Here is a 21,392-nt window from a genome sequence, read left to right on the forward strand (position 1 = left end):
ATATAACAAAGCCATATGAAGCCAACAAGATTTGAAACAGCCATAGCATTAATAGATAAGAGAAATTCAGAAGATATAAATACGTATCACAGCCATGGATTGGAATTCCCAAAAGAATTGTTGTATTCACAGCGTATGTCTCAAAAGTTGTTGCAATTTAAGCCCAATGCCTCCAGAGCGTTACAAATTGCAGCAAGAGCGCAACATATTTGCCGTTGGAAAATAGCCAGAGACGAATATCCTATGGATCGTGTAGGGTACTTAAAATGGCGCGAAACCCTTAAAAAAATGCATGCCGAAATTACGGCCGATATTTTAAATGAAGTAGGTTATGATAAAACGTTTATAGATAGGGTAACGTTTTTAATTAATAAAAAACTAATAAAAAAGAATGAAGAAAGCCAAACCTTAGAAGATGTTATTTGTTTGGTTTTTTTAGATTATTACTTTGAAGAATTTGCTGCTAAGCATGAGGATAAAAAAATCATCGATATTCTTCAAAAAACATGGAAAAAAATGTCTGAAGAAGGACATGCAGAAGCCTTAAAGATTAAGTACACAGATAAAAGTTTAGCATTAATTAAACAGGCTATTTCTTAACAGTAACATTACAATGACAAAAAACGGTAATTCATTAGACCAGCGTACGTTCGATAAATTAAGCCGTTTATATATTATAGCGTTAAGTACCATAGCGCTATCGGTAATTATAAGTCAAATATTAATACGTAAGCACCTTAACGACCAGCAAAGTGATTCTACAGTTATAAATGTTGCAGGTAGGCAACGCATGCTTAGCCAAAAGCTTACAAAAGAAATCTTAACACTTTCATCAGAAAACAATACTGAAGAAAGAATTCGCCTTAAAAACAAAATCAAACAAACCTTAGAGTTATGGGAAACCTCGCATTATGCCTTGCAAAAAGGAAATGACAGCTTAGGGTTACCAGGTAAAAATAGTGCTATAATTGTAAATAAATTTAAAAGCTTAAATCCAACGTTTGATACCATTAGTACAGCTACAAAAGCCATTATAGAGAAAATTGAAAATGTACCACCATTACCTATATCGTCGTTCAGTGAAGACATCGAGAAAGTAAAAGCTAACGAAGGCGATTTTTTGTTGATGATGGACGATATTGTAAACCAATACGATTTAGAAGCCGATAACAAAGTAAGTTGGTTGCGTAAGTTAGAGCTTTTGTTAACAGCCCTAACCTTAATTATTTTACTCATTGAATTTATGTTCATTTTCTGGCCGGCAGCAAAAACAGTTAAGGCAACACTTGCCGAGTTACTGGTAGCCGAAAAGAAAGCAAAGAAAATGGCTATTGATGCCGATGAGTTAAGCGCAGCAAAAGAAAAGTCGATTAAAGAACTACGGGCATTGAGTTATGCCATGGACGAAACTTTATTATTTGCAAGGGTTACACAAAACGGAACGCTATTGCATATGGGTAAAAAGTTCTCTAAACTTTTTAAGTACACACAGCTTAATATCAATGCCCATTTATCGGAAGTCCTGTCTATAAACGAAAACGAACAGCTTTTCATTGAAAACATCATATCCAAGTTTAAAAAAACCGGTTGGCAAGGCGAAGTAAAGGCCACTACAAAAGACAATAAGGATATTTGGCTGGAAATGGCCATAATTCCATTTAACCCAACCGATGACAAATCTGAACTGCTCATCATAGCATCAGATATCACCTCCCGTAAAGCAGCTCAAATAGAAATAGAGCGTTTAACAAAACAAAGCTTTGAGGAAAAAATGAATCAGCAGAAGGTTATTTCCAGTAAGATTATTGAAAATCAAGAGAAAGAGCAAAACCGTATTGCTAAAGATGTTCATGATGGTATAGGACAAATGCTAACAGGGCTTAAGTATAATTTAGAAAGCATTGATATTTCAGATATAGAAAAGACCGCCTCAAAAATCGAGCATTTAAAGGCACTTACATTAAACATTATAAAAGGGGTTAGAACAGCCACCTTTAACTTAACACCGCCAGAGTTGTCAGATCATGGTATTGTTCCTGCCATAACCAAGCTGACCAGTGAACTGACTAGGCTTACGGGTAAGAACATTGTGCTTTTCAATAAAACGGACTTTAATCTACGACTGGATTCACTTGTTGAGATCAATATTTACCGTATAGTACAAGAAGCTATTAACAATGCTATAAAATATGCCGATTCTACACATATTTTAGTGTCTTTATCGCACAGTGAAAACATACTTAGTATAGTAATAGATGATAATGGCAAAGGATTTGACCCCAATAAGGTTAAAAATGTAAAAAATGGCGATGGTGGTATGGGAATGACTTTTATGAGAGAGCGTATTAAATATATAGAGGGCCGTTTATTTTTAAACTCTGAGATAAATAAAGGTACACGCGTAACACTAAACATTCCAATTAAGGATTAAGTATAGTTACGTAAAATTTCATACTTTTGCTAAGTAAATCAATTGAATTATGAGTGTAATAAATGTAGTTTTAGCAGATGACCATGTTCTTGTAAGAGATGGCATTAAGGCATTATTAGAAGACCAAGATGGTATCCAGGTAATAGATGAGGCATCTAATGGTCTTGAAGCTCTTGAAGTAATTAAAAACCATGAGCCTAACTTATTAATTGTTGATATACGTATGCCAGAACTCAATGGCATTGAGGTAGTAAAACAAATAAATGCCAAGCACCCAAATGTTAGAACTTTGGTACTTTCCATGCACGATTCTGAAGAGTATGTTGTAAAGGCCATTCAGGCTGGGGCAGACGGATATTTGCTTAAGGGTGCCAGTAAGGAAGAATTTTTAAAAGCGTTAAACAAGATTGCCTCTGGAGGTAAGTATTTTACAGGAGATATCTCTGCTATTATCATGAACAATTTTGTTAATGGTAACGTAGCTTCAGAACCGCTTGCACCTAAACCAAAAGCAGACGACCCTTTTAAATTAACCAAAAGAGAACGCCAAATACTCGGACTTGTTTTACAGCTTAAAAACAATAAGGATATTGCTGAAGAATTAGAGATAAGCAAACGCACAGCCGAAGTGCACCGTTTTAATTTAATGAAAAAATTAGACGTAAAAAACCTTAAGGAACTAAGTAATAAGGCCCAAGAATATAATTTAGTATAATTCCACCCACCAATCTTTATTGCTAAAAACAAAATATGCACGTTAAAACCGCTTGGTTTTTTGTTATATTCCTAATATGGCAATAGCATAATTACCAATATCATATTAATTCAATAATACGTACTTTTAATTTATTAAATTAAGTATTTATACTTATTTTTGTACGTATAAAAAGTAATTATTATGATACATTCAGAATCGCTTAAAGCAACAAAATTAAACTTATTTAAGATTAAAGAAGTTCCAATACGCACATTTTGGATTACTTCCATATCGTTTTTCTTATGTTTCTTTTCTTGGTTTGGCATTGTTCCATTCATGCCAGACGTTGTTAAAGATTTAGGGTTAACTCCAGAGCAAAAATGGAATTCAATCATTCTTGCAGTTTCAGGAACTGTATTTGCAAGATTACTTATAGGTAAATTATGTGATAAATATGGGCCAAGACTATGCTATACATGGTTATTAATGCTTGGAGCCATACCAGTTATAGCATGTGGTTTGGTGCAAACCCCCTTACAATTTTTAATATGTAGATTGTTTATTGGTTTTATTGGGGCATCATTTGTAATTACACAAGTGCATACATCACTTATGTTCGACTCTAATATAGTTGGTACAGCAAATGCTACATCGGCGGGTTGGGGTAACTTAGGCGGCGGCGCCAATCGTTTAGGTATGCCATTAATAGCGGCTGCCGTAGTTAGTTTTGGCATAGCAGATTCTGAAGCATGGCGTTACTCTATGGTTATAGCAGGGCTTATATGTTTTTTAATGGGCTTGGTATATTACTTTTTTACACAAGATACTCCTAAAGGTAATTTCAAGGATTTACGAGAAAAAGGAGAAAACGTAACAACTAAAAAGAAAGAAGAAGGCTTCTTAAAAGTTATTAAAGATTACAGGACTTGGGTGCTGTTTTTTGTATATGCTGCTTGCTTTGGTATAGAGCTTACGGTTTACGGTACTATGGACGATTACTTGCAAAACACCTTTAAATTAGAGCGTTTAACGGCGGGTAACATTGTATTGTCCTTTGCCTTAATGAATATTTTTGCCCGTACATTGGGGGGCTTTTTTGGTGATAAATTTGGTAAGCTAAAAGGTCTAAGGGGGCGTGTGCTGTTTTTGTCGTTTATCTTAACAATACAAGGAGTTATGCTTATTACGTTTTCAACAACGGCTAATATAGTTATGGCCTTTATGTTCTTAATATTATTTAGTCTGTCAGTTCAAATGGCAGAGGGTGCTACTTTTTCGGTAGTTCCTTTCATTAATAAAAAAGCTGTGGGATCGGTGTCTGGAATTGTAGGTGCAGGAGGAAATGTAGGCGCCTTTCTTGCAGCATTTTTGCTTAAAACCAAATCGGCTGCAGCCGAGAAAGCTGCTATAGTTGCCAACCAGGGCTTAGGAGCCGATGCTGTTAATTCTGCCCAAGCGGCGGCGGCATCAAGTGCGGTTTCAAATGGCTATTTTATAATTGGTGTTATGGTTATATTGGCAGGTTTTGTGGCTTTGTCCATTCGTTTTTCAAATGAAGAAGAGACTGTTCCAAAAATCGGTATAAGAAAATCAATTAAAAAATTGGTTACCGTTAGAAGCTAATTAAAGTGTAAATTTTAATAAATTAAAAATAAACAAGGCGCATTTTTATAGTATTATGAATATTGTTGATGTTGCTTGTTTGGTGTTGTATATTTGTCTTAATTCGTATAAAGCTCTAGTGTAAATGTTTAAAAATGAAGTAAAAACAACATGTTCCTATTGTGGTGTAGGATGCGGTATTATTGTTAAGAAAGATAACAATAATAAGGTGCTTGTTGAAGGGGATAAAGATCACCCCGTAAACAAAGGCATGCTGTGTTCTAAAGGCATGAATTTACATTATGTGGCAAACGATGTGTCCGACAGAATATTATATCCAGAAATGCGCTGGAGTAGATCGCACCCAAGGGAGCGCGTTAGTTGGGATGATGCTTTAGATAGGGCCAGTAGTGTTTTTAAATCCATTATAAAAAAACATGGGCCAGATAGTGTGGCATTCTATGTATCTGGGCAAAGTTTAACCGAAGAATATTACATAGCCAATAAGTTAACCAAAGGTTTTTTAGGAACTAATAATATTGATACAAACTCCAGGTTATGTATGAGCTCAGCCGTTGCAGGCTATAAAAAAACCTTTGGGGAAGACAGTGTGCCCATTTCTTATGAAGATATCGAACTGGCAGACTGTTTTTTAATTACGGGAGCCAACCCCGCTTGGTGCCATCCTATTTTGTTTAGGCGTATTGAAAAGCACAAAGAACAAAACCCAGACGTTAAGATTATTGTGGTGGATCCTAGAAAAACCGATTCAGCCAATTTTGCAGATTTACACCTGCAATTAATTCCAGGAACCGATATTATATTGTACAATGCCATTGGTAGGTGTTTATACCAAAGAGGCTTAATAGACGAAGCATTTATACAGAATTATACCGAAGGATTTAAAGCCTATAAAGATCATATATTTTCAACATCCATAAAACAGGCCTCTCAATTGTGTGGGGTGCCTGAAAAAGATATTAGAAAGGCAGCAGATATTATTGGCTTGTCTAAAGGCTTTATAAGCATGTGGGCCATGGGGCTTAACCAAAGTGTGGTTGGTACCGATAAAAATGTGGCCTTACTAAACCTATCGCTAATAACAGGACAAGTGGGTAAACCGGGCTCTGGGCCATTTTCGTTAACAGGACAGCCCAATGCTATGGGCGGGCGTGAAGTAGGGGGCATGGCTAATTTATTGGCTGTGCACAAAGATTTACAGAATGAAGAGCACCGTAGGGAGGTTGCACAATTTTGGGGTGTAGAAAAGATTTCTCCCAAGCCAGGTTTAACGGCCACCGAAATGTTTGATGCCCTTGAGTCTGGCAAGTTAAAAGCTGTTTGGATAGCTTGTACAAACCCTTTGGTGAGTTTGCCCAATACCAACAGCATAGAAAAAGCAATGGCCAGTGCAAAATTTGTGGTCGTTCAAGATATCTCATATAAATCGGATACTGTGGCGTATGCCGATTTGGTTTTGCCCGCAGCAGGATGGCTAGAGAAAGAAGGTACGATGACCAATTCAGAGCGGCGTATTTCATATTTGCCAAAAGAAATCAATGCACCAGGCGAAGCAAGGCCCGATGTAGAGATTTTTTGTGACTTTGCACAACGTATGGGCTTCCGTGGGTTTAATTACAACAGTACAGAAGAAATCTATAACGAGTATTGCTCCATGACCAAGGGCACCAATATAGATGTATCGTTCTTAAACTACGACCGTTTAAAAAACGAAGGCACTTTCCAGTGGCCAGTTCCCGATTATAGACACCCAGGTACACCTAGGCTTTTTGAAGATAAAAAGTTTTACACACCATCAAAAAAAGCCATATTTAATGTACCTACAACTATTAAAAACACATCGTTACAACCCAATGAAGACTATCCTTTAATTTTAACAACCGGTAGGGTGCGCGACCAATGGCATACCATGACCAAAACAGGAAAGGTATCTCGATTAAAAACCCATTACCCCACACCAGTACTGGAAATAAATCCAGTTGATGCTTACCTGTGTAAGATAAAAAACGGAGACATTACCGAAATTAAAAGTGAAAACGGCACCGTAAGAGTACGTGCCCAAGTAACCGATAATATTGCCAAAAGCGTGGTGTTTTTGCCTATGCATTGGGGCAAACAACTGCAAAGTACCTTAAACAGGGCCAATAACTTAACCAATACACATGTAGATCCAACATCAAAAGAACCCGATTTTAAGTTTACCAGGGTTGCTGTTGCAAAATATAAAAAACCTGTTGAAAAGATTATTGTAGTGGGTGCTGGAGCGGCGGCATTTAGGTTTGTTCAAAACTATCGAGAAAATAATGAAGTAGATGAAATACACGTGTTTTCAAAAGAGCCCAACCTGTTTTACAATAGGGTACTGCTTCCAGAATATGTTACCGAAGAGCTTAGTTGGGACCAACTTCTTAAAATAAAAAAAATTGAACTAAATAAGCTTCATATAAAAACCTACCCAGAGACGTTTATTGATAAAATAGACTCCAATAACAAAGTGGTTACAGATAGCCATGGTGTACAGCATACCTACAGCAAGCTTATTTTAGCAACAGGCAGCCGGGCGTTTATACCCAAAGATGTTCAAATAAACCTGCCAGGGCGTTTTACCATGCGTAATAAAAGCGATGCCGATAGGTTTAAGGCCTATTTAGACGCTACAGGCTTACCGCCCGAAGAACAGCATGTTGTTATTGTTGGCGGCGGATTGCTTGGCTTAGAATTGGCAGCAGCCATGAAACACAAAAACGTTAAAATAACTATTGTACAAAGGGCCTCTAGGCTTATGGAGCGCCAGCTGGATAAAGTTTCCAGCAAACTTTTGTCGCTAGATGTACAAGAGCGCGGTATTCAAATTTATTTTGATAATGAAGTAAGCACGGTTTTTGATGATGAGGATACTGGCGAGCTAAACATTACATTAAAAAGCGGTAAGTTTATTACTGCCAATGCCATTGTTTATGCCATAGGTACCATTCCCAACGTAGAAATAGCCCGCGAAAACGGTATTGTTTGTGGTCGTGGGGTAAAAGTGAACCAATATTTACAATCGTCGCACCCAGATATCTTTGCCATTGGTGAAATAGCAGAATACGACAATCAGTTATTCGGTATAACATCTGCAGCCGAAGAGCAAGCCTCAATATTGGCCAACTATATAGCGGGCGATGTAAGCTGTTCATACAACGGATCGGTATTGATGAATATCTTAAAATTCAACGACCTTAATTTATGCAGTATAGGCAATATTAATGTTCCAGAAAACGACGACTCTTATGAAGAAGTGATATTTACAGACATATCTAAGCGCTATTACAAAAAATGCATTGTTAAGGATGATTTATTGATTGGCGCTGTTTTAATGGGCGATAAGAACGAATTTGCCGAATTTAAAACCATGATTGAAAGTAAGATAGAAATGTCTGAAAAGCGAAACACCTTGTTGCGCGGAGCCTCTAACGATGTGCCTGTTTTAGGAAAACTGGTGTGCTCTTGCAGCCAGGTAGGAGCAGGAAATATTGAAGAGGCCATACAAAATGGCTGTACAAATTTTACCGAGCTTTGTAACAAAACAGGAGCAGGGTTAGGCTGTGGCAGTTGTAAAACCGAGGTTAGGGAAATACTTAATAACACTAAAGTGGTATCGTTATAATGAAACAGTTATATAGATTAATAGTAAACGGTGGTGTGCTTTCTCCAGGAGAGTTAAAATACATTTGCGAAGCTGCTGAAAATTTAGGACTAGATGCTATTTCTTTTGGTTCAAGACAGGATATTATTTTTCCTGATAAAATAGATGAACGTAAATTAAAGGCCTTTGATAAGCTTCAAATAGTTAAACCCAACGACAAGACCATAGAAAACATGATGTCGTCGTATGTTTCGGCCGATATTTTCCCAAGTACATCCTGGCTTACCAGCGACAGGTATTTATATATCTTAGAGCAATTTAAACACGAACTAAAATTACGGGTAAACATTACCGACCCCAAGCAACGGTTGGTGCCTTTGTTTACAGGGCATATTAACTTTATTGCTTCAGAGCATGAAGACTATTGGTACCTGTATGTGCGATTACCAGAATGGAAAAAAACACAAATGTATCCGGCTTTGGTTTACAGCTGGGACATGGATAAGATTGAGTTGGCCATTGAAACTATTTTAAAAGAAGAGCCCGAAACCATTGATATGGTTTTTGAGCTGGTTAACGATGCTATAGATACCAACAATAGAACCGTTGATAAGCCCCTGGAAGTGCCCTTTTATCCATTTCCGTATTATGAAGGCATGAACCGTATAGGCGATAAATATTGGTTGGGATTATACTGGAGAAACAACAGGTACAGTATTCCTTTTTTAAAGGCCATGTGCGAGCTCTGTGCCGAAAACAAAATAGGTAAAATAACCATTACACCCTGGAAATCATTTATTGTTAGGGGCATACCAATAAAATCTAAGTTACAGTGGGAGAAGTTTTTGGGTAAATTTGGTATTAATGTTAGGCATTCTATGCTAGAGCTTAATTGGCATTTGCCGGTAAACGATAAAGATGCCATTAATTTAAAAAAATACTTGGTTACCAATTTTAACCAAAACGACATTAGTACCTATGGTTTAACATTTGGTATTGCCAATTATGCCAGTAATGCCTATTACTTTACATCGGTAGTTATAGAAAAGAATACCCGCCCAGAAACCTTAGGCGATTTTGTTATTAGAGATACTTACAACTTGTTGTATGCCAAGAATTTTGACCCGAATACCAGAGAATATATTATGCATGTACAAGACGTGGATATGGTAGAATTGCCCGGATTGTTAATGGAATTAAGTCAGCTATATTTTGAAGAATTAGGAAATGAAAGAGAAGAAGAAGCTGTAGAAGATACCAAGGTAGATGTTGTAGAAGAAGAAGTGTTTCAATGCAAAGCCTGCTTAACCATCTATAGCGAAATTTATGGCGATGTTACCCAAAGCATACCGCCCAATACCCCTTTTGAAAGCCTTCCAGATACCTACGAGTGTTCACTGTGCGAAGCCCCAAAAAGCAGTTTTGAGAAAAAAATATTAGTCAAGTAAATAAAAACATTAGGCAGATTAATCAATTCGAGTGGTTTAAGTTTTAATACCGTATTTGTAGAAGTTTATAAGTTAATGGTTAATAACTCCTTAAATTTTAAAATTATTTAAAACCCTCGAGTTGATATGCCTATTTTGTGCCTAGGTTTTTTAAGTTTCTACCCATAAAAGCATTTTTTCTACCCATAAACTTGAAGTTTCTACCCATAAAAACCATTTTTCTTTTAAGAAAATCCAGATTTCTTATAAGAAATGGCAAATTTCTTTAGAGTTTTTTTCAATTTCTACCCATAAATTTGGAGTTTCTACCCATAAAAAAACTTTTGCAACCCATAAAACAGGCTTTTTTATCCATAAAAACCATTTTTATACCCATAAATTTTAGCCCCCAATAGTAATCATGCTACGATTGTTGGTATGTAGCTTAGGTTCTTGTAACTTTTTAAGCGTATCCATACCACCACGAACTTTTAGTTTGGCCTTAACGGCCTTTTCAATAACAGGTTCTATGGATTGTCCTGCACGTAGTGTGGTTAACAGATCTGATTCGGTGGCAGAAAACAAGCAATTTTTTAATTGCCCATTGGCCGTTAGGCGTAGGCGGTTGCAAGAATCGCAAAAAGGGTTGGTTACAGAGCTTATAACAGCAAAGCTTCCTTGGTAGCCTTTAATTTTATAGTTCTTAGAAGTATCGTTGGGAGCATCTTGCAGGCGTTCAATTTGGTTTTTAGTAAAGGCTTGGTTTACATAGGCCATAATGTCCTTATAGGAAACCGTTTTGCTTAAATCCCATTTATTGCCATCAAAAGGCATAAACTCTATAAAGCGTACCGAAATGGGAAGTTTTTTGGTAAAGTGAATAAAATCAATGATCTCATTATCATTAAAGTCCTTCATCAACACCGCATTCACTTTTACATGAAAGCCCTCTTTTACAAGCAATAAAATGTTATTGTAAACCTTTTCAAATTGGTCTCGGCGTGTAATGTGCTTAAATTTTTCTTTGTTTAGCGAATCTAAACTAATGTTAATGCTTTTAATGCCGTGCTGTTTTAAAACATCTATAAATTTATCTACAATAACAGCATTAGAGGTTATGGATAGTTCTACAGGAAGGCTGGCCAGTTTTTCTAAAATAATGGGGATGTCTTTTCTAATTAAAGGTTCGCCACCTGTTAACCTTATTTTTCTAACCCCATGTTTTACAAAGGTTTTAGCAATTTCAAAAATCTCTTCGTAGGTCATTAAATGGCTTTTGGGAGATAATTGCACGCCTTCCTCTGGCATACAATACGAACAGCGTAAATTACAACGCTCTATTAACGAAATGCGTAAATAGGCATGGTCTCTGCCAAAGGTGTCCTGTAATATGTTTTTTTCTTTTTCCATTAATCGTGTCGGGCGTTTTTTAGTATTCCAAAAACATGCAGTACCGCCGGAAAAATAGCATCCATAGATTCCCTGGCACCATTGGTAGAACCGGGTAGTGCCAGTACTAGGGTGTTATTTATAGTACCTGCAACACTTCTGGATAGCATGGCATACGGTGTACGGTTTTGTCCGTAATCGCGAATGGCCTCTTCAATACCAGGAATACGCCTATCTAGTAAGGGTATTATGGCTTCGGGGGTAACATCTCTTTTAGAGAGCCCAGTGCCACCAGTATAGATAATTAAATCGAGACCTTCTTGTTGGTAGCTTTTTGCTTTGCTTTGAATACTGTCTTTTTCATCGGGAATGATATTGTAATGGGCTATTTTTACGTTACATTCCTCTAGTTTTTTTATAATGGCCTTTCCGGCTTTGTCTTCTTTTTGTCCTGCTGAAATAGTATCAGAACAAACTATAACGGCTGCTGTTAAAGTATTTCTAAATCGGTCTTTAAAATTCGATTTACCGCCTTTTTTGTCCGATAACTTTATATGGTGTATTTCTATGCCCTTATCTATGGGTTTTAGCATATCGTACATGTTTAGGGCCACTATACTGGCACCATGCATGGCTTCTACCTCTACACCTGTTTTATAGATGGTTTTTACAGTAAATAGAATGGTAATTTCTAAATCATTTATTTGGTATTCAACACTAGTAAACTCAATAGGTAAGGGGTGGCAATCGGGTAAAATATCGGGGGTGCGTTTTACACCCAATAGGCCAGCAGCTTTGCTCATGGCAAATACATTGCCTTTTGGAACGGTGTCGTTTTGTATGGCAACAATGGTTTCGGGTTTGCTAACCTTTACTGTGGCCTGGGCAACGGCCGTTCTTAGTGTGTTATTTTTATGTGTAATATCTACCATGTTGTTCGTTTAACTATTTACTTTCCATTGGTGTGTGTCATCTTCAAAAATTTCCTTGCCAAAAACAGGAACTTGTGCTTTTATAGCTTCCACAATATATTCTAATGCTTTAAAAACAATAGCACGTCTTGGGGCCGATACAAAAACGAACAGACATATTTCTCCTGCTTTTACAGTTCCTAAGCTGTGGTAAATGTGCATGCAGGTAAGGTCGAACTTTTTAAAAGCTGCCTCGCGAATGTCATGAAATTTGTTGTTTGCCATGGTTTCGTAAGCAGTGTACTCTATGGCAGAAACGGTTTTGCCATCAATAACATCGGCCCGTACTTGCCCTAAAAAAATATTGTGGGCACCTATATTGGTTTTAGACTGGTGTTTGGCAATGGCCTCTCCTATAAATGTGGATGGTATTGCGCCTTCCTTAAAAACGTTTTTGGGTTTCTTATTGGTCATTTTGCAATTGTTTTGTCATGTTCGTTTTTTCTTTTATAATATTTAAAGCCCCTTCTTTAATGCTGTAGCAGTTGTTTATATTAAGTGCTTTTAGTTTTAATACGGCTTGCTTGCTACGTATGCCCGATTGGCAAAATATAGCTTTAGCCTTATGGGGGTTAATCTTGTTTAGGTTTTGTTCTAGGCGGCTTAAAGGGATGTAGGTTACTTGTAAGCTCTCTACTTTGGGGTGTTCGTTGGGTTCCCTAACGTCTATAAACTGTATGTTATCTTTAAGAAGCACATCTTTAATAGATATTTCAAAACGGTCCCATTCACAAAAATCCTCTAATTGTTTTGTACTAAAACTGGACTTGCTATTTATAACCCGTGAAATGTTTTTTTCTACCCTTTGTATATTTAAAGTGGTGTTTTGAAGTGTTAGTGCATTGTAGCAATACAGTTTTCCTGACAGTACGTTGCCAATACCCAAGACAATTTTTAACACTTCGTTGGCCTGCATGCTACCAATAATGCCAGGCAAGACTCCTAAAACCCCAATATCGGCACAATTAGGCACCGCATCTTTTTTAGGTGGGTTGGGGAATAGGCACCGGTAACTGGGTCCGTTTTGGTAATTAAAAACAGCTACCTGCCCCTCAAATTTATAAATAGCACCAAACACCAGTGGGGTGTTGGTAATAATGCAGGCGTCGTTTATTAAATAGCGTGTTTCAAAATTATCGGATCCATCAACAACAATATCATAATCATTGAATAGGTTAATAGCATTTTTATAGGTTAGTTTTTCAGGATAGGCATGTATGGTAATGGCATCGTTTAGGTCTTCCAGGCGGTTTTTTGCAGCCAGGGCTTTGTTTTGCCCTAAGGATGTTTTACCAAATAGTACTTGCCGTTGTAAGTTGGAAATAGCAACCGTATCAAAATCCATAACCCCAAGGGTGCCAATACCTGCTGCAGCTAAATATTGCAGGGCAGGGCATCCCAGGCCACCAGCCCCAATAACCAGTACTTTGGCTGCAGCTAGTTTGTTTTGACCGGCTTGGCCAATTTCAGAAAGGACGATATGTCTGCTATATCTACTCATACTATTTATCCGCCTGCAAAGGGTGGTAAAAGGGCTATTTCTTGTCCTGTTACTTGGGAGGTGTTAGAAACCAACTCTTGGTTTTGGGCCACTTTAAAATCTTTATGCTTTAAATCGGGGTATTTAAGGTATAATGCTTCGGTAAGTTCAGATATTAAATCTTTAGAAAACTCAAAAGTTTCTTCACTTAGCTTGGTTACTTCAGCAATTTGCCCCAGATATTTTATTTTAATCATCATTTGCTAATGGCATTTAATTGTTCTGGTGTATTAATGTTTTTGGTAAGCGCGCTTTGCGAGGCACTTAATACAATGTTTTTTACTTTGCATTGTTTAACGGCATTTTGCAAACGGCGCTCTCCCATGTTCAACTGTTTAATAAATAGGTGTTGGCATTCGTTTTTATACAGTGCTATTAACGGCATGGTTTTATTAAAGGCTTCAACTTGTACTATATCTACATTTGGGTTCATGTTATCTATTAGTAGTTTTAGTATTTTAGAGGATACCATTGGCACATCGCAACTTAAAACAAGACTGTAAGCTGTTTTAGAATGTTTTAGGCCAGAGTAAAGCCCGGCCAAAGGGCCTGCATTTTTTATTACATCTGCTACGCGCTTTAACTTAAAACAATCATAATCGATATTGTTTGATACAATAATGGTTTCTGCAACCCATGGCTTTAAAGCATCTATGCTATGTTGGGTAAAGGGTTTGCCGTTTAGGTACAGCATACCCTTATCGGTACCCATACGGCTACTTTTTCCTCCAGCTAGGATAATACCTGTTATGTCTTTTTTTTCTATCACTTTATGTAAAAAACAGTTTAAAGCAAGCAATTACTAAAACAAGCGCCAGTATATAGCGTAATTTTTGGTTATTGATTTTTTTGCTTCCCAAATAGCCACCAAGCGTACCCCCAATAAGTGCTATGGCTACCAATAAGAAGGTTCCTTTTTCTAAGCTTACCCCACTTATTAGTTGTCCGGTTAGCCCCGATGCGGAATTTACCCAAATAAATAGGGCCGATACGGCTGCAGCTTCTTTCATTTTACCCCAATGCAATAACAAAATAATAGGGGTTAGTATAATACCCCCGCCAATACCAATAAGGCCCGAAAAAAAGCCTATAACACCACCTATTACAAGGCCCTGCCAAAGTTTTACCTCTTTTATAGAGGTATGTTCCTTTCCAAACACATTTAACATCTTTAAAATGGCAAATACCAATAATAGGGCCAGTACTTTTTTGTAAATGTTGGCATCTACTTCTATAGTGCCTCCCAAAAAGGCTAGGGGAATGGATGTTAGTGCAAAAGCAAGGAACAGTTTTTTGTTAAAATGCCCAGCCTTATAATAATAGTAAAAGGATATTCCGGCAACAAAAAGATTTAGTAAGAGCGCTGTGGGTTTCATAATATCTGGTGTAAAGGAAAATAACGCCATTAAGGCCAAATAACCACTAGCGCCACCATGGCCAACACTGGCATATAGGAATGCTATTATGGGTAGCACCAATAAAAACAGATAGATATGTTCGTTTTCTAAAATCATGCTATATGCAAGAAGGTTTTACAGGTTTATAATTTTATCTAATTGCGCTTCTAAAAATGTGTTGCAGTTTTTGTTAATATCGTCGTACACCTTAATAAGGGATTTGCCGTATGCGGTTAATTCTGCACCGCCACCGCCTTTACCGCCCGTACTTGTTATCGTTACTGGTTTTTTTGCCGATTTGTTTACAGAATCTATTAACTGCCATGCTTTTTTATAAGATAAATTAAGCGATTTGGCTGCTTTTGATAGCGACCCTGTTTCATCTATTGCTTTAAGCAATTGTACTCTCCCTTTCCCTAGAAGTACGTGGTCTTCAAACTCAATCCATATTCTATTTTTTATCTTAAAACTCATAGCTTTTCTTGTTAAACTGGTAATAAAATAACTTCTACAGCATCACCTACTTTAATTTTAGATTCAGATTCGGGCATAAATACCAAGGCGTTTGATAGGGCAAATGTTTGTAACATGGCCGAGCTTTGGCCTTCTAAAATGGTAACCTGGCCGTTATTGTAAATGGCTTTTAAAAATTGGGGGCGATCGCCATGTTTGGTAAATTTTGAAAGTGATGTTGCTTTAACTCTAGGCAGCTCTGCAGGTTCATTATCCATCATAATTTGTAAAGCAGGATACACATACATATAAAAACAGGTAAGCGATGCGGCAGGGTTTCCTGGCAGTGCAAAAATGTAAGTGCTGCTTTTTGAACCAAAAAACAAGGGCTTACCGGGTTTTTGTTTTACCTTATAAAAATGTTGCGTTACATTTAGTGCGGTAAGTGCTTTGCCAACAAAATCATAATCGCCCACCGAAATACCGCCAGATATAATAACTAAATCATTATCATTAATAACGTCATTTAATTTTTGGAGTGTTTTATGATAATCGTCTTCAACTTTGTGAATGGTAATGTCGTAGAATTTTAAGCTGTATAAAGCGCTGATAAGCATTTTGGAATTGCTTTCGTATATTTTTCCATATGCTAAAGGTTCATCAGCTTCAATCAATTCATTACCTGTAGTAACAATAGCAATAGTTGGTTTTTTATGTACAGATACCGCTTTAATGCCTAACGCACTTAAAAAGCCAATGGTAGCAGGCAATAATTTTGTGTGCTTAGCTAGTGCTTGGACTCCTTTTTTTATTTGTTCGCCTTTAGGACGAATATTAGCGTTTTCTAAAATGGCGTCTAAGATGGTTATTGAGTTTTCTTTGGCAATTACCTTTTCTTGCATAATTACGGCGTTGGCAGAATCTGGCACAGGAGCTCCGGTAAATATCCTAACAGCTTCGCCTTTTCTTAGAATAGGTTGGTGGTTGTCTCCCGTTTTTACTTCTCCAATAAGCTTATAGGAAGGGGCATCATGTATTCTTACAGCATAGCCATCCATAGCAGATTGCCTAAAGGGTGGCATATCTATTGGCGAATAAATAGATGCACTCAATTTATACCCACCAGCTTTAGCTACAGGCTTTTCTGTGACTTGTAAAAGCGGCTTTACTTGATTTTTTACTATGTTACGAGCATCATTAATGGATATCATAATAACATCGTTATGTTTCAGCAAATATAACGTTATTTTATTTGAGAAAAAATAAATACTTATTTTTTGCTTAAATTAAGTATTAATACTTATATTTGTCTAAAATTAAGATATTTCAAGTAACCTTAGAGTTTATTATTTGCAAACAAATACAATACATACAATATCTACGGCAAGCAGAAAGCGTACACTATATGATATGTCCTGCCAGTCATGTGAAAATCAATTGTGTTTAATCAAGCAAAACTTACCAAGTTTAATTAATAACAAACTTGTTGTCGAAAAAAATAATTTAAAGTGCAAAAAAGGCCAACAGTTCATTATGGAAGGTGCTCCAGTTAATGGATTGTTTTTTATTTTAAAAGGAAAGGTTAAGGTTTTTAGAACTGGTATAAATGGCAGGGAGCAAATAGTAAGGTTTGCTAAGGCGGGCGAAATTATTGGCCACAGAGGTTTTGGAACCGAGGAATACTATTCTATAGGTGCTATAGCCTTAGAAGATACTACATTATGCTACTTCTCAAAAAACAATATACAAAGTGCTTTGCTGGGCAATCCTAAATTTGCATATGACTTTATGCTCTTTTATGCCAACGAATTAAACAGAAGTGAGTCTAAGGTAAAGTCTATTTCACAAATGACCGTTCGAGAACGTGTTATTGATACTTTATTATATATCCACAGAAAATTTGGAGACAACAAAGGGTTTCTAGACATTTCCTTAAGTAGAAAAGAATACGCAGATCATGCAGGAACTACAGAAGAGCAGGTTATTAGGGTGTTTTCTGCTTTAAAAAAGGAACATCTTATTACCGCCAAAGGAAAAAGAATAGGTATTAATAGTATACAACTACTTAAAAACGAAATTAGCGAACACAATTTCTACTTAGATAGCTAAACTTTCAATAGGGTTTATGTAGTAAAAGCAGTTTTTTTACAATGTTTCATCATTTTAAAGTATGAATTAAAAGGTGTTTTTACCTGATGTAACCCATACTTAATTAAAAAAAGTCCATTTATTTTTGTTCCATAAATAAGTATTAATACTTACTGGTTATTAATATGCAAATACAATGTAATTATGGAACAAAAAACAATCACTTTAGTACAAGAATCTTTTGAGAAAGTAAAGCCCATAGCTTCTACTGCTGCAGGGATATTCTATTCAAAATTATTTGAATTGGATCCTGCTTTAAAATCATTATTTCCTAATAGCGAAGCAGCTATGAAAGAGCAAGGAAATAAATTAATGACCATGTTGGCTGCAGCCGTAGCTGGATTAAGCAATTTAGAAGCTTTGGTGCCCGTACTGCAAGATTTAGGAAAAAGACATGTGGCATATAGGGTAGAGCCATCACACTATACTACTGTTGGGACTGCTTTATTGGGAACTTTGTCTGTTGGATTGGGAGACGATTTTACGCCAGAAGTAGAGGAGGCCTGGACATCGGTTTACACAACAATGTCTACCGTTATGATTGAGGCATCTTACTAAACCCAATTACTTAACAACAAACAAATCAACAAACCAATAATCAAGAATTATGAAAAACTATATTTTACATACAGGTGCAAAATCCTTTTTACTAATAGTGTCATTAATAAGCCTTACATCTTGTGGCGGTGTTGCAGAGGAATCTTCTGAGACAACTTCAGCAGAAAACGTGTTTTCTGTAGATGAAGTTTTAGAAATGGTGGCCAAAGAAAATGATGTTACCAGAACTCTATACACAAAGGCCATAGTTGGAAAAGGAAAGCTACAGGGGATGAAGTTTGATGAAGATTGGAGAAAAGATGATGTAGAGGCAGGTCCACTACCAGCTTTATTTTTAAGAGGTGTGGCTACAAGCATTAGGAAAAGCCCAGTGCCATTGGGGCTTTACTTGGGATCTGATTTTCCAATCAATTCGGCAAATAAGTTTGAAGGTAAGCAGGCTGAACTTTTTGAAAAAATAAAAGCAGACCAAGAACCCCAGTATTTTTATGATGAAGACCAAAAGTTACACACAGCTATGTTTGCCGATTTGGCAAGTGCAGGTGCTTGTGTGTCTTGCCATAATGGTCATGCACAAACATCTAAAAGCGATTGGAAGTTGGGGGATGTTATGGGAGCTACAACTTGGCAATATCCTAAGGACTCTTTAACCTATAAGGAAACGGTTGCGGTACTTAATTCGTATGCAAAAGGAACTGTAGACATTTATTTGGAATATTTAGATGAAATAGCAGCCTTTAAAGACAGCGAAAAACCTGTTGTGGGCAACAAATGGCCTGCTGAGGGTATGTACCTGCCAACAGCAGAGGTTTTTTTGGATAGTGTTAGAAAGATAGCATCCTACGAAACCATGAAAAAGCTTATGGCTAAAAACTAGGTGTAACATTTGTTCATGAAGCATAATAAATCAACCATACTTGGTATTCTATTGTTGTCTCTCTTTTTTATCCAGTTTTTTTTAAAATGGGAATGGGACTGGTTAATAGCTATGCAAAAACAAGAAATGTACAAGCGCTGGTCTGGTTTAGGTTTGGCGCTTTTTATAACATTTCAATGGGTTTTAACGCTAACAAGGGTGGTTAAGAGGTTTAGAAAACATGCCGTTAATATGACCGTTGTGCATAAATGGTTGGGGGCTTTAAGTCCGCTGTTTTTCTACATACACAGTGTAGGGGTTGGATATGGATATTTAGCATTACTTACCTATGTATTTTTTGCCAATGCCCTTATTGGCTATATGAATTTGGATGTTATTAAAAACAATAGTGATTTGCTCTTTAAGGGGTGGATGGTTTTTCATGTTATGTTCTCAATTATAATTACCATACTAATGGTTTTTCATATTGGTGTCGTGTTTTATTATAAATAGTAGAAATGAAATTGTTAATAAAGAAAATTATAAAAGAGACGGACGATGCTTTGAGTGTATGCTTTAAAAATGGGGGTATATTCAACAGTATTAAATATAAACCAGGTCAATTTTTAACCATACATGTTCCTATTGGGGGTAGTGTACATAAAAGAGCTTATTCATTTAGTAGTTGCCCATACACCGATAAGGATTTAAAAATTACCATAAAAAGAGTGGATAAAGGCTTGGTTTCAAACTTTGTGCATGATAACCTAAAGGCCGGGAGTAAGCTGGAGGTTGATAAACCAATGGGCTCGTTTTATGTAGAGCCAAAAAAGGACAACAATAAAACCTATGTGTTATTTGCTGGGGGCAGCGGTATTACACCTATTTTTTCAATAGTTAAATCTGTGTTGGTAAAAGAACCCCAATCTAAAATAGTTCTTATTTATGCAAACCAAAATGTTGATGCAATTATTTTTCATAATGAAATCAAGGTTCTATTAGAGCAATACCCCAATCATTTTTCAGTTGAACATATCGTGTCAAACTTAAAAATGGAAAGTGAAAACTACCATGCAGGATTAATAAATCAGCAACTATTATTAAATATCTTCTTAAAGCATAATATAAAGTTTGAAAACCATGCTTACATGATTTGTGGGCCATTTGGTTATATGGAGAAAGTAAAAGCGCTTTTAAAGGAAAATGGCATTTCTAGGGAGCAAATTAAAATAGAGGTTTTTAAGATTCCTAAAGTAAAACTATCTGGAAAAGACTTGATTAGTAATGTAACCATTAAAAGTAATGGTAAAGTACATGCCATTAAGGTACGTGGTGATAAATCTATTTTACAGCAAGCGATGTCTAACAATATTGCCTTACCTTATTCTTGCAGGTCTGGAATGTGCTCTACTTGTAAAGCGACCTGTGTTTCTGGTGATGTTAAGATGATAGAAGGTCATTTTCTTGAAGAAAGTGAAGTGAAGAATGGAAAAATACTTACCTGTGTTAGTTATCCAGAAAGCGAATCGGTAGTTATTGAATTATAATTAAAACAAGCATGTATGTTTAAAGTAAGTCCGTTAAGAAAAAGACAATTTATAGGAGGGGTATCTGGTTTGTTGCTTGGTGGTGTTGCTTTTTTTGTTTTAACACTGGATGTTTCTGAAAAATATATATCCATAGGCCCTATGAACACTGGGCATAACGATTTGTCTTGTGTTACTTGCCATGCAGATGCCAAAGGGAATTTGTCACAACAAATACAATCTAATATATCCCATGCTTTTGGTTTTAGAAAGCGGGGCGTTGATTTTGGAACTAAAGATGTTACGGTTGATAACTGTTTGCAGTGCCATGATAGGCCCAATGACAGACACCCAACTTACCGTTTTTCTGAACCGCGATTTAGTGACGCTATTAAAGTGATAGATGCCACTACATGCATTACCTGTCATTCTGAGCATCATGAGGAGCGGGTTTCGGTAGTTTCTATGGATTACTGCATGAATTGCCACCAAGATTTAGTGGTAGAAGATGACCCTGTTGACACCAGTCATGAAAAATTGATTGCCAATAAGCAGTGGACAACCTGCATACAATGTCATGATTTTCATGGGAACCACACATATAAAGTTGCTACTAAACTAAAAGATACAATTCCAATACTAACCATTCAAAAGTACTTTCAGGGTGATAAGGACCCTTATGGATTAGACAAAAAGTACATAGGTCTGTCTGAATTAGAATGGTTGAATAAGCTTAAGGTTAATTAAT

Annotated in this window: 21 protein-coding genes; 12 read left to right on the forward strand and 9 right to left on the reverse strand. The window is 36.6% G+C overall.

The window, feature by feature from the left end; translation table 11 throughout:
* Positions 1-15: 15 nt before the first annotated feature.
* From AC5SR4_RS14010 to AC5SR4_RS14035, 6 genes are all read left to right on the forward strand, one after another.
* Positions 16-600 carry a DUF4202 domain-containing protein gene (locus AC5SR4_RS14010; protein WP_495356898.1) on the forward strand — a complete coding sequence of 195 codons (585 nt, stop codon included), beginning with the start codon at positions 16-18 and terminating at the stop codon, positions 598-600.
* A 13-nt stretch (positions 601-613) separates the two neighbouring features.
* Positions 614-2,431 (forward strand): sensor histidine kinase, encoded by a 1,818-nt coding sequence (locus AC5SR4_RS14015; RefSeq protein WP_495356899.1) that lies wholly within the window; start codon positions 614-616, stop codon positions 2,429-2,431.
* A 49-nt stretch (positions 2,432-2,480) separates the two neighbouring features.
* On the forward strand, positions 2,481-3,146 hold the full coding sequence (locus AC5SR4_RS14020; protein ID WP_495356900.1) for a response regulator: 666 nt from the start codon (positions 2,481-2,483) through the stop codon (positions 3,144-3,146).
* Positions 3,147-3,329: 183 nt separating this feature from the next.
* Entirely contained in the window at positions 3,330-4,751 is a 1,422-nt protein-coding gene (locus tag AC5SR4_RS14025; RefSeq protein ID WP_495356901.1) for a NarK family nitrate/nitrite MFS transporter, read from the forward strand.
* Between the two features lie 124 nt (positions 4,752-4,875).
* Positions 4,876-8,400, forward strand: a complete 3,525-nt coding sequence (locus AC5SR4_RS14030; RefSeq protein ID WP_495356902.1) for a molybdopterin-dependent oxidoreductase — start codon at positions 4,876-4,878, stop codon at positions 8,398-8,400.
* Positions 8,400-9,827, forward strand: coding sequence for a rubredoxin (locus tag AC5SR4_RS14035; protein WP_495356903.1), 1,428 nt, complete (start codon positions 8,400-8,402; stop codon positions 9,825-9,827). Before AC5SR4_RS14030 ends, AC5SR4_RS14035 begins: the two co-directional genes overlap by 1 nt.
* A gap of 381 nt (positions 9,828-10,208) precedes the next feature.
* Here the strand turns inward: AC5SR4_RS14035 and moaA are convergent, their stop codons facing one another.
* Genes moaA through AC5SR4_RS14080 form a run of 9 tightly spaced genes read right to left on the reverse strand, consistent with a single transcriptional unit; the run spans position 10,209 to position 16,791 of the window.
* Entirely contained in the window at positions 10,209-11,216 is a 1,008-nt protein-coding gene (moaA, locus tag AC5SR4_RS14040) for a GTP 3',8-cyclase MoaA (RefSeq protein WP_495356904.1), read from the reverse strand.
* Entirely contained in the window at positions 11,216-12,127 is a 912-nt protein-coding gene (moaCB, locus tag AC5SR4_RS14045; protein WP_495356905.1) for a bifunctional molybdenum cofactor biosynthesis protein MoaC/MoaB, read from the reverse strand. Before moaCB ends, moaA begins: the two co-directional genes overlap by 1 nt.
* A 9-nt stretch (positions 12,128-12,136) precedes the next feature.
* Positions 12,137-12,580 carry a molybdenum cofactor biosynthesis protein MoaE gene (locus tag AC5SR4_RS14050; protein WP_495356906.1) on the reverse strand — a complete coding sequence of 148 codons (444 nt, stop codon included), beginning with the start codon at positions 12,578-12,580 and terminating at the stop codon, positions 12,137-12,139.
* Entirely contained in the window at positions 12,570-13,667 is a 1,098-nt protein-coding gene (gene moeB / locus AC5SR4_RS14055; protein ID WP_495356907.1) for a molybdopterin-synthase adenylyltransferase MoeB, read from the reverse strand. The genes AC5SR4_RS14050 and moeB overlap by 11 nt, the downstream gene beginning before the upstream one ends.
* Before the next feature lie 5 nt (positions 13,668-13,672).
* Entirely contained in the window at positions 13,673-13,906 is a 234-nt protein-coding gene (locus AC5SR4_RS14060) for a MoaD/ThiS family protein (RefSeq protein ID WP_495356908.1), read from the reverse strand.
* Positions 13,903-14,475 (reverse strand): molybdenum cofactor guanylyltransferase, encoded by a 573-nt coding sequence (gene mobA / locus AC5SR4_RS14065; protein ID WP_495356909.1) that lies wholly within the window; start codon positions 14,473-14,475, stop codon positions 13,903-13,905. Before mobA ends, AC5SR4_RS14060 begins: the two co-directional genes overlap by 4 nt.
* Before the next feature lies 1 nt (position 14,476).
* On the reverse strand, positions 14,477-15,220 hold the full coding sequence (locus AC5SR4_RS14070) for a sulfite exporter TauE/SafE family protein (protein ID WP_495356910.1): 744 nt from the start codon (positions 15,218-15,220) through the stop codon (positions 14,477-14,479).
* Between the two features lie 18 nt (positions 15,221-15,238).
* A complete protein-coding gene (locus AC5SR4_RS14075) occupies positions 15,239-15,577 on the reverse strand; it encodes a winged helix-turn-helix domain-containing protein (protein WP_495356911.1) in 339 nt (112 codons plus the stop codon).
* An 11-nt stretch (positions 15,578-15,588) separates the two neighbouring features.
* On the reverse strand, positions 15,589-16,791 hold the full coding sequence (locus tag AC5SR4_RS14080) for a molybdopterin molybdotransferase MoeA (RefSeq protein ID WP_495356912.1): 1,203 nt from the start codon (positions 16,789-16,791) through the stop codon (positions 15,589-15,591).
* A gap of 175 nt (positions 16,792-16,966) precedes the next feature.
* Here AC5SR4_RS14080 and AC5SR4_RS14085 point away from each other — a divergent pair, with 175 nt between their 5' ends.
* The 6 genes from AC5SR4_RS14085 to AC5SR4_RS14110 all read left to right on the forward strand — a co-directional run bounded on the left by AC5SR4_RS14085 (position 16,967) and on the right by AC5SR4_RS14110 (position 21,391).
* Positions 16,967-17,665 carry a Crp/Fnr family transcriptional regulator gene (locus tag AC5SR4_RS14085; protein WP_495359194.1) on the forward strand — a complete coding sequence of 233 codons (699 nt, stop codon included), beginning with the start codon at positions 16,967-16,969 and terminating at the stop codon, positions 17,663-17,665.
* A gap of 183 nt (positions 17,666-17,848) precedes the next feature.
* Positions 17,849-18,262, forward strand: a complete 414-nt coding sequence (locus tag AC5SR4_RS14090; RefSeq protein ID WP_495356913.1) for a globin family protein — start codon at positions 17,849-17,851, stop codon at positions 18,260-18,262.
* A gap of 49 nt (positions 18,263-18,311) precedes the next feature.
* On the forward strand, positions 18,312-19,139 hold the full coding sequence (locus AC5SR4_RS14095) for a c-type heme family protein (protein WP_495356914.1): 828 nt from the start codon (positions 18,312-18,314) through the stop codon (positions 19,137-19,139).
* A 15-nt stretch (positions 19,140-19,154) separates the two neighbouring features.
* Positions 19,155-19,631, forward strand: a complete 477-nt coding sequence (locus tag AC5SR4_RS14100; protein ID WP_495356915.1) for a hypothetical protein — start codon at positions 19,155-19,157, stop codon at positions 19,629-19,631.
* Between the two features lie 5 nt (positions 19,632-19,636).
* Positions 19,637-20,665, forward strand: a complete 1,029-nt coding sequence (locus AC5SR4_RS14105) for a 2Fe-2S iron-sulfur cluster-binding protein (RefSeq protein WP_495356916.1) — start codon at positions 19,637-19,639, stop codon at positions 20,663-20,665.
* Positions 20,666-20,680: 15 nt separating this feature from the next.
* Complete coding sequence (locus AC5SR4_RS14110; protein ID WP_495356917.1) at positions 20,681-21,391, forward strand: cytochrome c3 family protein; 711 nt, start codon at positions 20,681-20,683, stop codon at positions 21,389-21,391.
* Position 21,392: the final 1 nt, after the last annotated feature.

This window comes from Aestuariibaculum scopimerae, from assembly GCF_059428085.1.

Coding starts and splice junctions, on each gene's coding strand:
- AC5SR4_RS14010 (WP_495356898.1), top strand. CDS start 16: ATGAAGCCAACAAGATTTGAAACAGCCATAGCATTAATAGATAAGAGA.
- AC5SR4_RS14015 (WP_495356899.1), top strand. CDS start 614: ATGACAAAAAACGGTAATTCATTAGACCAGCGTACGTTCGATAAATTA.
- AC5SR4_RS14020 (WP_495356900.1), top strand. CDS start 2,481: ATGAGTGTAATAAATGTAGTTTTAGCAGATGACCATGTTCTTGTAAGA.
- AC5SR4_RS14025 (WP_495356901.1), top strand. CDS start 3,330: ATGATACATTCAGAATCGCTTAAAGCAACAAAATTAAACTTATTTAAG.
- AC5SR4_RS14030 (WP_495356902.1), top strand. CDS start 4,876: ATGTTTAAAAATGAAGTAAAAACAACATGTTCCTATTGTGGTGTAGGA.
- AC5SR4_RS14035 (WP_495356903.1), top strand. CDS start 8,400: ATGAAACAGTTATATAGATTAATAGTAAACGGTGGTGTGCTTTCTCCA.
- moaA (WP_495356904.1), bottom strand. CDS start 11,216: ATGGAAAAAGAAAAAAACATATTACAGGACACCTTTGGCAGAGACCAT.
- moaCB (WP_495356905.1), bottom strand. CDS start 12,127: ATGGTAGATATTACACATAAAAATAACACACTAAGAACGGCCGTTGCC.
- AC5SR4_RS14050 (WP_495356906.1), bottom strand. CDS start 12,580: ATGACCAATAAGAAACCCAAAAACGTTTTTAAGGAAGGCGCAATACCA.
- moeB (WP_495356907.1), bottom strand. CDS start 13,667: ATGAGTAGATATAGCAGACATATCGTCCTTTCTGAAATTGGCCAAGCC.
- AC5SR4_RS14060 (WP_495356908.1), bottom strand. CDS start 13,906: ATGATGATTAAAATAAAATATCTGGGGCAAATTGCTGAAGTAACCAAG.
- AC5SR4_RS14070 (WP_495356910.1), bottom strand. CDS start 15,220: ATGATTTTAGAAAACGAACATATCTATCTGTTTTTATTGGTGCTACCC.
- AC5SR4_RS14075 (WP_495356911.1), bottom strand. CDS start 15,577: ATGAGTTTTAAGATAAAAAATAGAATATGGATTGAGTTTGAAGACCAC.
- AC5SR4_RS14085 (WP_495359194.1), top strand. CDS start 16,967: ATGTCCTGCCAGTCATGTGAAAATCAATTGTGTTTAATCAAGCAAAAC.
- AC5SR4_RS14090 (WP_495356913.1), top strand. CDS start 17,849: ATGGAACAAAAAACAATCACTTTAGTACAAGAATCTTTTGAGAAAGTA.
- AC5SR4_RS14095 (WP_495356914.1), top strand. CDS start 18,312: ATGAAAAACTATATTTTACATACAGGTGCAAAATCCTTTTTACTAATA.
- AC5SR4_RS14100 (WP_495356915.1), top strand. CDS start 19,155: ATGAAGCATAATAAATCAACCATACTTGGTATTCTATTGTTGTCTCTC.
- AC5SR4_RS14105 (WP_495356916.1), top strand. CDS start 19,637: ATGAAATTGTTAATAAAGAAAATTATAAAAGAGACGGACGATGCTTTG.
- AC5SR4_RS14110 (WP_495356917.1), top strand. CDS start 20,681: ATGTTTAAAGTAAGTCCGTTAAGAAAAAGACAATTTATAGGAGGGGTA.